We start from the raw sequence: 11,875 nt of genomic DNA on the forward strand, positions 1-11,875 counted from the left end.
AGGCATGGGGATCCACCGCGCCCCTGGGGCGAGGAGGAGGGAGGAGCGCCCGGTGTCTTCTGCACGGGAACGCGCGCCAATTTGTATCAAGCGCTCCCGGCGGCGGAGAAGCCGAGAAGATGTGATGCGGGACACATTTGGTTTGCACTGTCGCCAGTCGGGTAGCAGACCGCCTTTTCCGTGGTCGGGCCCGGCTCCGCGTCCGCCCCGGACCCGGTCCGCCGGCCCTGCGCCGGGGTCCGGATCAGGCACACTGGCCTGATTCGCACCGCTCTTTGCACCGCACCGCACGGCAATCCGGGAGCCACCGTGATCACGACCGACGGATCGCAGCAACACGGCACGCACGTCGATCCGTTGAGCGCCCTGCGCACCGGAGGGGACCCGGCGTGCGACGTGTTCCTCACCGGCACGGTCTTCCTCGACATCATCTTCACCGGCCTGGACACCGCGCCGGTGCGCGGCACCGAGACCTGGGCGCGCGGGATGGGCCAGAGCCCGGGCGGCGTCGCCAACATGGCCACGGCGCTGGCGCGGCTCGGTCTGCGCACCTCCCTCGCCGCGGCCTTCGGCGACGACTTCTACGGCGACTACTGCTGGGACGCCCTGGAGCAGGGAGAGGGCATCGATCTGTCCCCGTCGCGGACCGTGCCCGGCTGGCACTCCCCGGTGACGGTCTCCATGGCGTACGAGGGCGAGCGCACGATGGTCTCGCACGGCCACGAGGCACCGCTCTCGGAGAGCGCCCCCGCGGCGGCGCCCCGGGCGCGGGCCGCGGTGGCCTCCCTCGTGCCCGGCCGTGTCGAGCCCTGGATCGCGGAGGCGGCCGCCCACGGCGCCCGGATCTTCGCCGACGTCGGCTGGGACGAGACCGGCCGCTGGGACCTGCGCGCCCTGCACGACCTGGGACTGTGCGAGGCGTTCCTGCCCAACGCCGAGGAGGCGATGCGCTACACCCGCACCGACTGCCCGCGCGCGGCCGCCCGCGCACTGGCCGAGAAGGTGCCGCTCGCCGTCGTCACGCTCGGCGCGGACGGCGCGTACGCCGTGGACGGTGCCACGGGCGGGACGGCCGAGGTCCCGGCGATCGGCGTGGAGGCGCTGGACCCCACGGGTGCCGGTGACGTCTTCGTGGCGGGCTTCGTCACCGGCACCCTCGCCGGCTGGCCCCTCGCGGACCGGCTCGCCTTCGCCGGACTGACGGCCGCGCTGTCCGTCCAGGAGTTCGGCGGCTCGCTGTCCGCGCCCGGCTGGTCCGAGGTGGCGGCCTGGTGGCAGTACGTCCAGGGCTGCGAGGACCAGGACCCCGAGGCGCTGGAGCGCTACGCCTTCCTGGCCCGGCTCCTCCCCGCCCCCGACCGCCCCTGGCCGCTGCGCCGTGCGGTGCCCACGATCGGCTTCCGGCGTCCGGTCTGACACGCTGCCGCGCTCCCCGGTCCCGGAGCCCTCCCGGTCCCCTTCTGCGCGGCGGTCCTGCGTGTACCTCCTCCTGCGCGGCGGTTCCCGGTCCCGGAGCCCTCCCGAACGCCTCCCGGTCCCGTCCCGCGCGGCGGCCCTGCGCGTACCTCCTGCCGCCGGCCCGCGCCCGCCGGGTCCGGCCACTCCCGTCAGCCGTGCCGGGTGGCCGTGCCCCGCCCCACCCCTCCGGTCCCGCCCGGGGCCTCGCGGCGGGCCGGGAAGGGTTCTTCCGCGGTGAGGAAAACCGCTTCGGGACCGTCCGCGCGGGGTCGTAGGCTGGTAACCCAGAGGTTGTCGAGCAGCGAGAACCCTGCAACGGGAGGTACGCGCAGGCCAGAGTGCCGGCCCATGACTCAGACACCCACAGACCAGACCCTCGCGCCGGGGCAGGCACGAGCCCATTTCACCGTCCCCGCGAAGCACCCGATGGTGACCGTGCTCGGTTCTGGTGATTCCCTGCTGCGCGTGATCGAGCAGGCGTTCCCGACCGTGGACATCCATGTCCGCGGCAATGTGATCAGTGCCGTCGGCGAAGAACGGCACGTCGCACTGGTCCAGCGCCTCTTCGACGAGATGATGCTGGTGCTCCGCACCGGACAGCCGATGACGGAGGACGCCGTGGAACGCTCGATCGCCATGCTTCGCGAGGAAGGCGGAGGAGCGGCGGCCGAGACCCCTTCCGAGGTCCTCACCCAGAACATCCTGTCCAGCCGCGGCCGTACCATCCGCCCCAAGACGCTCAACCAGAAGCGCTACGTCGACGCCATCGACAAGCACACGGTCGTCTTCGGCATCGGCCCCGCCGGTACCGGCAAGACGTACCTGGCGATGGCCAAGGCCGTGCAGGCCCTGCAGTCCAAGCAGGTCAACCGGATCATCCTCACCCGGCCCGCGGTCGAGGCGGGCGAGCGCCTGGGCTTCCTGCCCGGCACGCTCTACGAGAAGATCGACCCGTATCTGCGGCCGCTGTACGACGCCCTGCACGACATGATCGACCCGGACTCGATCCCGCGCCTGATGGCCGCGGGCACGATCGAGGTGGCGCCGCTGGCGTACATGCGCGGCCGTACGCTCAACGACGCGTTCATCATCCTCGACGAGGCGCAGAACACGAATCCGGAGCAGATGAAGATGTTCCTGACGCGTCTCGGCTTCGACTCGAAGATCGTGATCACCGGCGACGTCACCCAGGTCGACCTGCCCGGCGGGACCAGGAGCGGTCTGCGCCAGGTCCGGGAGATCCTGGACGGCGTCCCGGACGTGCACTTCTCCATGCTGACATCGCAGGATGTCGTCCGGCACAAGCTCGTGGGCCGTATCGTCGACGCCTACGAGAAGTACGACAGCCGCAACGGCAGCAACGGGAAGTGAAACCGGTCAGCACCATGTCGATCGACGTCAACAACGAGTCCGGCACCGAGGTCGACGAGCAGGCGATCCTCGACGTCGCCCGCTACGCACTCGCGCGGATGCGCATCCACCCGCTCTCCGAGCTCTCGGTGATCGTTGTGGACACCGAGGCCATGGAGCAGCTGCACATCCAGTGGATGGACCTGCCCGGCCCCACGGATGTCATGTCCTTTCCCATGGACGAGCTGCGTCCGCCCGTCAAGGACGCCGAGGAGCCCCCGCAGGGGCTCCTCGGCGACATCGTGCTCTGCCCCGAGGTGGCGAAGAAGCAGGGCGAGGAAGCGCCGACCCGGCACTCCATGGACGAGGAGCTCCAACTGCTCACCGTCCACGGGGTGCTGCACCTGCTCGGGTACGACCACGAGGAGGCCGACGAGCGCGCGGAGATGTTCGGTCTGCAGGCGGCGATCGTCGACGGCTGGAGGGCGGAGAAGGGCCTGACCGGTCCTTCCCCGGCGCCGACCGTCTCATGAGCGCCCAACTCGTCATCGGCGCCGTCGCCCTCGTCGTCGTCGCCTGGCTCGCCGCCTGCGCCGAGGCCGGCATCGCCCGTGTCTCCGGCTTCCGCGCCGCCGAGGCGCTGCGCTCCGGGCGGCGCGGCGCCGACCGGCTGGTCCAGGTCGCGTCCGACCCGACGCGCTATCTCAACGTCGCCCTGCTCGTGCGGATCGCCTGCGAGATGGCGGCCGGGGCGCTCGTCACCTACGCGTGTCTTCAGGAGTTCACGGAGACCTGGCAGGCGCTGGCCGTCGCCATCGGTGTGATGGTCCTCGTCTCGTACGTCGCCGTCGGCGTCTCGCCGCGCACCATCGGCCGCCAGCACCCGCTCAACACGGCGACCGCCGCCGCGTACGTCCTGCTGCCGCTCGCCCGGATCATGGGCCCGATCCCGCAGCTGCTGATCCTCATCGGCAACGCGCTGACGCCGGGCAAGGGCTTCCGCAAGGGCCCGTTCGCCAGCGAGGCCGAGCTGCGGGCGATGGTCGACCTCGCCGAGCAGGAGTCGCTGATCGAGGCCGAGGAGCGCAGGATGGTGCACTCCGTCTTCGAACTCGGCGACACCCTGGTGCGGGAGGTGATGGTCCCGCGGACGGACCTCGTCGCCATCGAGCGCTACAAGACCATCCGCCAGGCGCTCACCCTCGCGCTGCGCTCCGGGTTCTCCCGTATCCCCGTCACCGGGGAGAACGAGGACGACATCGTCGGGATCGTGTACCTCAAGGACCTGGTCCGCAAGACGCACATCAACCGGGAGTCGGAGGCCGAGCTGGTCTCCACCGCGATGCGGCCGGCCGCCTTCGTGCCCGACACCAAGAACGCGGGCGATCTGCTGCGCGAGATGCAGCAGGAGCGCAACCACGTCGCCGTCGTCATCGACGAGTACGGAGGCACGGCCGGGATCGTCACCATCGAGGACATCCTGGAGGAGATCGTCGGCGAGATCACCGACGAGTACGACCGGGAGCTGCCGCCCGTGCAGGAGCTCGGCGACTCGCGCTACCGGGTCACCGCCCGGCTCGACATCGGCGACCTCGGTGAGCTGTTCGGACTCGACGCCTACGACGACGAGGACGTGGAGACCGTCGGCGGGCTGCTGGCCAAGTCCCTCGGCCGGGTCCCGATCGCAGGCGCCAGCGCCCAGGTCGAACTCCCGGACGGCCGCGCCCTGCGACTGACCGCCGAGTCCCCCGCCGGCCGGCGGAACAAGATCGTCACCGTGCTGGTGGAGCCGACGTGAGCGGCCCGCTGACGCCCCGCCGGCTGAAGGAGTTCTGCCTGGAGCAGAACGCCGCGGTGGAGGACTTCCCCTTCGGTCCCGAGGTCTCGGTCTTCAAGGTCGCCGGGAAGATGTTCGCCCTCTCCGACCTGGCGGCCACCCCGCTGAAGGTGTCGTTGAAGTGCGACCCGGACGACGCCGTCCGGCTGCGCGCCGAGTACCCGGCGATCGTCCCCGGCTACCACCTCAACAAGCGGCACTGGAACACGGTCACGGTGGCGGAGCTCCCGGCGGGTACGGTCCGGGAGCTCGTCGAGGACTCCTACGACCTCGTCGTCGCCGGCCTGCCGAAGGCGGAGCGGCTGCGCCTGGACCGGCCGTGAGCCCCAACGCCCGCGCCGGGTACGCCGCCCCGCCGCCCGACCGTCCGCAGCCGGTGCCTGCCGGGCGGGTCCGTGCCGCGAACTATGCTCGTCCCATGACTGACAGCTCCGGACTCGATCCCGAAGACCGCAAGATCATCACGCTGGCGCGCAGCGCCCGTGCGCGCAACGGGGTGCCCGAGGGCGCAGCGGTGCGGGACGAGACCGGACGGACGTACGTCGCGGGCACGGTGGCGCTCGAGTCGCTGCGGCTGAGCGCCCTGCGGACGGCCGTCGCCATGGCCGTGGCCAGCGGCGCCACCTCCCTGGAGGCCGCGGCGGTCGTCGCCGACACCGACACGGTCGCCGACGCCGACCGCGCCGCGGTACGGGACCTGGGCGGCCCGGGTACGCCGGTGCTGCTCGCCGGTCCCGACGGCGTGCTCCGAGCGACCCTGACGGCGGACTGAGGTGTCCCGCACCTGGGGCCTGGTCGTCCTGGCCGTCGGTCTCGTCGGCGTCGTCATCAGCGGTGTCGACTGGGCCGTGTCGGGCCGGGTGGCCTGGTCCGACGCGTTCCCGCTGTTCCTCGCCGCGGCGGCGGGCGCCGAACTGAGCACCGGGCCGCGCCGCCGTGCCCTGCGCACGGCCGCGGCGGTCGTCCTGCTGACCGTCGGCTTCGCCGTCGGCGTCCCCGCGGCGGCCGATCTGGTGTCGGGCGCCCCGGTCGACTGGCTGGACCTGACGCTCGGCGTCCTCACCGTGCTCTACGCCGCGGTCGGCACGGCCGCCCTGCTCGCCCGGCGCCGCGCGAACGGTTCGGCGCCGGCCTGACGGCGGGCGCGAGCGGTCCGCGGCGGACCGCCAGTGAACCGGCGGCCCGCCCGCGCTCCGTCCCGTTCGACCGCCTTCGGCCGCGCCCTCGTCGGCCCGGCCGGGTGCCGTACCGGCAGGATGCCGGGTGGGCCCGGCACCGACCCGAGCGGTGAAGGGGTTCCTACCTGCGAAAACGCCGATCTTGAGTCCGGTACGACATCGATCTTGACACGATCTGATGGGTCATCAGTCGGTGCATTTCGATTCCATTGACTTCTCTTTCCCCCGCCCCGTCAATGACGGCCACCGAGTCAAGGCCGAGTGAAGCCGATTGAAGGGGGAAGCGCATGGCGTCCCTGCCATCCACACCACGAAGACGCCGCTGGGCGGCGCTACTGGGGGTGAGCGCGCTCGTGGCCACCGGCGGCGGGTTCCTCGCGCCCTCCGCCGCGGCCCGGGTCGCGACGGCCCAGGCCGTCGACTTCCCGACCCACTGCGTACCGCCGCCGATATCCGGCATCCCGCCCATCGACGGCACGACCAGCGCCGAGATCACCGTCGACAACGCCGCACCCAAGGTGGGCGACACGGTCACCGTCACCTACACGGTCACCGAGCCCGCCGCCGGCAACCCCGTCGACCTGGCGCTGCCCGCCGACATCATGACCCCGACCGGCAAGGTGACCCTCGGGGGAGCGCAGCCCGGCAGCGTCACCGTCGCCGGCCCGAAGAAGAACCCGCCCGTCCCCGGCAAGGCACCGTTCCCGGCGTTCTCCATGACCGGCGCCTTCACGGTCACCGCGCCCGGCTCGATCACCCTCTCGCCGGGCGACTACAACATCCACACCAGCTACATCATGGAGCTGGACACCCCCTGCACGGTGACGAACCCGCCCGCGCCCGTCTCGCAGACGATCGTCGCCACCGAACAGCCCGGCGCCAACGAACGGTCCGTCCAACTCGGCACCGCCTCCGGCAAGCCGGGCGACCAGGTGACCGTCACCGGCGCGAAGTTCACCCCCCTCGCGGACGTCACCGTCGCGGGCCGCGCCGGCGCTGCCGAGACCGCGGACAAGATGACCGTGAAGGCGAGCGCGGCGGGTACCTTCACCGCCCGGCTCACGGTCGCCGACAAGGCCACCACCGGAGTCGTGGCCTACGAGGGCACCGCGTGGAGTGACGACAAGGGCGCGGGCCCCGCGGCGTACACCGTCGTCGACGACACCCCCGTACCCGCGAACAGCCAGAAGCTCACCACGGCCGTCGCGGCCGGCACCCTGTCCATGACCCAGGCCGGTGACACCGTCCAGCTGACCTCCGTCGACTTCGGCAAGGGCGGCGCCGCCACCGGCGACCTCCACGCGGTGACCGTCAAGGACTTCCGCGGCGGTCCCGCGGGCTGGTCCCTGACCGGCAAGGTCACCGACTTCACCGGTCCCGGCGGGAAGATCGACGCCGGCCGGCTGAGCTGGACCCCGGCCTGCGCCACCAAGGCCGGCAGCCCCAGCACCTGCGCGGCGGGCTCCGCGGGCGCCGTCGGCACCGCCGGCGCCACCCTGGCGTCCACCCCCGACGGGGCGCTCACCGGCGGTGAGTTCACCGCGGGCGCGAAGGTGACGCTGGACGTGCCGGCGTTCACCGCACCCGGCGCCTACTCCGGCGTGCTGACCCTCACCCTCACCTGACACCCACGGCGGGCCGGGCGCGCACCCGGTCGGCCCGCCCCGATCCGGGGGATCCGCGCCCGTGCGAAGACCGCCCGCACCCCTCCCGCCGCCGCTCGCGAGGCTCGCGACGCTCCTCGTCCCCTTCCTCGCGCTGGCGGCACTGCTGTGCGCCGTCCCGTCCGCGCACGCCGCCGACAACGGCGAGTGGTCCGTGGAGCCCACGGCCTCCGGCCCCGCCCGCCGACCGTACTTCTACCTCTCCGCCGACCCCGGCACGAGGCTCACCGACAGCGTCACCGTGACCAACAAGACCGCCGCCCCGCTGACGTTCCTGCTGTACGGGGCGGACGCCTACAACACCGAACGGGACGGCGGCTTCGCCGTGCGCACCCGCCAGGAGAGGCAGCGCGGCGTCGGTGCCTGGGCGAAGCCGGACCGGGCCCGGGTGACCGTGCCAGCCCGCTCCGCCGTCACCGTCCCGTACACCCTCACCGTCCCCGAGGACGCGGAGCCCGGCGACCACCCCGGCGCGCTGGTCGCCCTGGACGAACGCGTCGCCGCCGGGTCGGGGGGAGCGGTGGCCGTCGGCATCCAGCGGGCGGTCGGCGCCCGCGTCTACCTGCGGGTGAACGGACCGGCCATGCCCGCTCTCTCCGTCGAGGACGTCCGCTACGTGCCGGACAAACCCCTCGTGCCGGGCACCGGCGACAGCAGCGCCCTGGTCTCGTACACCCTGCACAACCGCGGCAACGTCACCCTCGCCCCGAAGGTCGCCCTCCGCGCCGAGGGCCTCTTCGGCCGCACCCTGCTGGCCCGGGACCTGGACGGCGTCCCCGGCGAACTGCTTCCCCGGCAGCGGATCCGGTTCACCACCAGCTGGGCCGGGGCCCCGCAGCTCGACTGGGGCGAGGTGACCCTCACGGCGAGCGCACACGGCGCCCGCGGATCCGGAGCGGCGTCCTTCCTCGCCGTCCCCTGGCTGGCCGCGGCCGTCCTGTTCGCGGCCGGTGCCGGGGCGCTGGTGTGGGTCCGGGCGCGACGCCGGTCGGTACGCGCAGGCTGAGCGCCCCCGGCCGCGTACCGCCGGCCCCGCGTCACGTCGACGCCGGCCCCGGCACGTCGACACGTTCGCCGTGCCGGGAGCCGTGCGCGCCCGCCCGGCGAGGCCGCACGCCCCGCGCGGCGCCGCGCCCCGCACGCGTGGGACGTTCGGACGGGCGTCGGCCGGGGCTGGGGCCTTCGGCGGGTTCCCGCACGCCCCGCGCGGCGCCGCCCTGCACGCGTGGGACGTTCGGACGGGCGTCGGCCGGGGCTGGGGCCTTCGGCGGGTTCCCGCACGCCCCGCGCGGCGCCGCCCTGCACGCGTGGGACGTTCGGACGGGCGTCGGCCGGGGCTGGGGCCTTCGGCGGGTTCCCGCACGCCCCGCGCGGCGCCGCCCTGCACGCGTGGGACGTTCGGACGGGCGTCGGCCGGGGCTGGGGCCTTCGGCGGGTTCCCGCACGCCCCGCGCGGCGCCGCCCTGCACGCGCGGGGCGTTCGGACGGGCGCCGGCCGGGCCGTCACGGGTCCGTCACACCGGGTCCCGGACGGGACGCGGCGCCGGGCGTCCGTGCCCCCCGGCGGCACGTGGTACGTGACCGCCCCGAGGATCGGGGAGAATGGCCCGCATGAGCGTTCACACCCCCCGGTCCGAGGCCCCGCACCGCGCCGGCTTCGCCTGCTTCGTCGGCCGCCCCAACGCGGGCAAGTCCACCCTCACGAACGCTCTGGTGGGCCAGAAGGTGGCCATCACCTCCAACCGGCCGCAGACCACCCGTCACACCGTCCGCGGCATCGTCCACCGCCCCGACCTGAACGCCCAGCTCGTGCTCGTGGACACCCCCGGCCTGCACAAGCCGCGCACCCTGCTCGGCGAGCGGCTCAACGACGTCGTACGCACCACCTGGGCCGAGGTCGACGTGATCGGCTTCTGCCTCCCGGCCGACCAGAAGCTCGGCCCCGGCGATCGCTTCATCGCCAAGGAACTGGCAGGGATCAAGAAGACGCCCAAGGTCGCGATCGTGACCAAGACCGACCTCGTCGACTCCAAGACCCTGGCCGAGCAGCTCCTCGCCGTCGACCGCCTCGGCAGCGAGCTCGGCATCGAATGGGCGGAGATCGTCCCGGTGTCGGCCGTCGGTGACAAGCAGGTCACCCTGCTCGGGGACCTCCTCGTCCCGCTGCTCCCGGAGAGCCCCCCGCTCTACCCGGAGGGCGACCTCACGGACGAGCCGGAGCAGGTCATGGTCGCCGAGCTGATCCGCGAGGCGGCGCTGGAAGGCGTACGCGACGAGTTGCCCCACTCGATCGCGGTCGTGGTCGAGGAGATGCTGCCGCGCGAGGGACGCCCGGCGGACCGGCCGCTCCTCGACATCCACGCCAACGTCTACATCGAGCGCCCCAGCCAGAAGGGCATCATCATCGGCCCCAAGGGCAGCCGCCTGAAGGAGGTCGGCACCAAGTCCCGCAAACACATCGAGGCGTTGCTCGGCACCCCCGTCTTCCTCGATCTGCACGTGAAGGTCGCGAAGGACTGGCAGCGGGACCCGAAGCAGCTGCGCAGGCTGGGCTTCTGACGGCTCCGGCCGGACCGGTCGGCTCCGACCCGCCTCGGGTCCCGGCGCCGGCCGCCGTCCCGCCTCATCGGTCCCGCGCGCCGGCCCCGGTCGCACCGTCCCGCGCGCCTGCCCCGGGAGCACGCCGGCCCCAGAAGCAGGCCGGCCCGGTACCGGCCCCCCGGGGCGCGGCGGGGGCCCTTCCCCGGCCGGCCCGGGGGCCTCAGGAACCTTCCTTCAGCACCCGGGTGATCAGCTTCCGCTGGGCCTCGGTCAGCCTGGGGTCGGCGCAGTACACCGTGGTCCCGTCCACCGTGAGCTGGTACTGGAAGCCGTCCGCCACCCCGACCGGCGGGGTGTCCCGGCCGTCGTCCATCGCCTGCTCGGCCATGGCGTGCCACTCCTGGGCGTCGGGCCGCCCGGCGGTGTCGACCTCGGAGACCCGCTCGATGCCGGCGAACCCGCCCGTGCGTCGTACGTGGATGCGCATGGTTCCTGTCTAGTACGGATCCCGTTCAGTTGGCAGGCACACCGACCCGGGACCACGCCTTCACCACGGCCTCGCGCTCCTCGCCCCGGCCGTAGCGCGCGGTGGCGGCCTCGACGGTCTCGCTCGCGAACTCGGCGAACGACGCGTCGACCCGCAGCCTCCCCGAGGTCATCGTGTCGTACCAGATCTGCCCCGCCCGCTCCCACGCCTTGCCGCCCAGCTGGGTCGCGAGCAGGTAGAAGGCGTGGTTGGGGATGCCCGAGTTGATGTGGACGCCGCCGTTGTCCCGGCCCGTGCGGACGTAGTCGGCCATCGTCGCCGGCTGGGGGTCCTTGCCGAGCACGTCGTCGTCGTACGCCGTGCCCGGCGCCTTCATCGACCGCAGCGCCACCCCGCTGACCTGCGGCGCGAGCAGCCCGGCACCGATGAGCCAGTCGGCCCGGTCCGCGCTCTGGTCGAGCGTGCACTGCTTCACCAGGGAGCCGAAGACGTCCGACACCGACTCGTTCAGCGCGCCGGGCTGGCCGAAGTAGGTGAAGTTCGCCGAGTACTGGGTGAAGCCGTGCGCCAGTTCGTGGGCGATGACGTCGACCGGACCGGTGAAGTCGAGGAAGATCTCGCCGTCACCGTCGCCGAACACCATCCGCTCGCCGTTCCAGAAGGCGTTGCCGTACTTCTCGTCGTAGTGGACGGTCGCGTCGAGAGGCAGGCCCGCACCGTCGATCGAGTCGTGCCCGTAGGCCGTCAGGAGCAGGTCGAACGTCGCGCCGAGGCCGGCGTAGGCGCGGTTGACGGTGGCGTCCTGGACGGGCTCGTCGCCCTCGGAGCGCACCCTCGTGCCGGGCAGCGCGGTCTCGTTCCCGGCGTCGTACAGGGTGCGCTGCGGGCCGGGGACGACCTCCTGGGGCGGGGCCGGGGCGCCGGTGAGGGTGGTCAGCCGGCGCCCCGTGCGGTGCGCGGCGTCCGCGACGAGAGTGCGGCGGGCCGCGGCGGCGACGGCCGGATCACCGGCACGCGCGAGCTTGTCGAGGAGGTGCGGCGGCACAATGCCGCAGAAGACAGGCGTGAAGGAGTCCATGTCTGGCAATGTGGCACTGCGCCATGCGGCTGTCACTGGATGCGACGACGATTAGTGAAATGGAGTGATCTGTCACATATGCCCGTTACCGATCGGTCATCCCGCATACTGAAACGGGACCGGTGCCCGCGTCGAAGCTCGGCTAGGCTCGTCCGCATCATGCGTTTCGGGCTGCTTCTTCTTAGCCGCCGCGGCGAGGGCCTGTAGTCGTAGGCCGACCCCCTCCCCGCGGAGTCTGGTGCTGCGTTGACAGTCGGCCTCCCCCACCGCCCCCCAGGGCGT

At 72.9% G+C, this 11,875-nt stretch carries 12 protein-coding genes; 10 read left to right on the top strand and 2 right to left on the bottom strand.

The genetic code is table 11. The features are described from left to right. The first annotated feature begins 309 nt into the window (after nt 1-309). From FEF34_RS25980 to era, 10 genes are all read left to right on the top strand, one after another. Nucleotides 310-1,416, top strand: a complete 1,107-nt coding sequence (locus tag FEF34_RS25980; protein WP_138055298.1) for a carbohydrate kinase family protein — start codon at nt 310-312, stop codon at nt 1,414-1,416. A 390-nt stretch (nt 1,417-1,806) separates the two neighbouring features. After that, complete coding sequence (locus tag FEF34_RS25985; RefSeq protein WP_138055299.1) at nt 1,807-2,829, top strand: PhoH family protein; 1,023 nt, start codon at nt 1,807-1,809, stop codon at nt 2,827-2,829. Between the two features lie 14 nt (nt 2,830-2,843). Next, nucleotides 2,844-3,341, top strand: a complete 498-nt coding sequence (gene ybeY, locus FEF34_RS25990) for an rRNA maturation RNase YbeY (RefSeq protein ID WP_138057730.1) — start codon at nt 2,844-2,846, stop codon at nt 3,339-3,341. Then, a complete protein-coding gene (locus tag FEF34_RS25995) occupies nt 3,338-4,606 on the top strand; it encodes a hemolysin family protein (protein WP_138055300.1) in 1,269 nt (422 codons plus the stop codon). Before ybeY ends, FEF34_RS25995 begins: the two co-directional genes overlap by 4 nt. Before the next feature lie 8 nt (nt 4,607-4,614). Further along, a complete protein-coding gene (locus FEF34_RS26000; protein WP_138057731.1) occupies nt 4,615-4,968 on the top strand; it encodes an MmcQ/YjbR family DNA-binding protein in 354 nt (117 codons plus the stop codon). A gap of 95 nt (nt 4,969-5,063) precedes the next feature. Then, the gene (locus FEF34_RS26005) at nt 5,064-5,417 is read left to right on the top strand and encodes a cytidine/deoxycytidylate deaminase family protein (RefSeq protein ID WP_138055301.1); all 354 of its coding nucleotides are present in this window, start codon (nt 5,064-5,066) and stop codon (nt 5,415-5,417) included. Nucleotide 5,418: 1 nt separating this feature from the next. Next, nucleotides 5,419-5,781 carry a hypothetical protein gene (locus FEF34_RS26010; protein ID WP_138055302.1) on the top strand — a complete coding sequence of 121 codons (363 nt, stop codon included), beginning with the start codon at nt 5,419-5,421 and terminating at the stop codon, nt 5,779-5,781. 329 nt (nt 5,782-6,110) lie between these two features. Further along, a complete protein-coding gene (locus tag FEF34_RS26015) occupies nt 6,111-7,448 on the top strand; it encodes a WxL domain-containing protein (RefSeq protein WP_171053092.1) in 1,338 nt (445 codons plus the stop codon). A 61-nt stretch (nt 7,449-7,509) separates the two neighbouring features. Next, nucleotides 7,510-8,493 carry a COG1470 family protein gene (locus FEF34_RS26020; RefSeq protein ID WP_138055303.1) on the top strand — a complete coding sequence of 328 codons (984 nt, stop codon included), beginning with the start codon at nt 7,510-7,512 and terminating at the stop codon, nt 8,491-8,493. A 605-nt stretch (nt 8,494-9,098) separates the two neighbouring features. Next, the gene (era, locus tag FEF34_RS26025) at nt 9,099-10,046 is read left to right on the top strand and encodes a GTPase Era (RefSeq protein ID WP_138055304.1); all 948 of its coding nucleotides are present in this window, start codon (nt 9,099-9,101) and stop codon (nt 10,044-10,046) included. A 202-nt stretch (nt 10,047-10,248) separates the two neighbouring features. Here the strand turns inward: era and FEF34_RS26030 are convergent, their stop codons facing one another. Then, nucleotides 10,249-10,515: a protealysin inhibitor emfourin gene (locus FEF34_RS26030; RefSeq protein WP_138055305.1), complete on the bottom strand. Its 267-nt coding sequence runs from the start codon at nt 10,513-10,515 to the stop codon at nt 10,249-10,251. A gap of 25 nt (nt 10,516-10,540) precedes the next feature. Next, complete coding sequence (locus FEF34_RS26035; protein ID WP_138055306.1) at nt 10,541-11,593, bottom strand: M4 family metallopeptidase; 1,053 nt, start codon at nt 11,591-11,593, stop codon at nt 10,541-10,543. Nucleotides 11,594-11,875 lie beyond the last annotated feature (282 nt).

Origin of the sequence: Streptomyces marianii, assembly GCF_005795905.1 — a bacterium.
GTDB lineage: Bacteria > Actinomycetota > Actinomycetes > Streptomycetales > Streptomycetaceae > Streptomyces > Streptomyces marianii.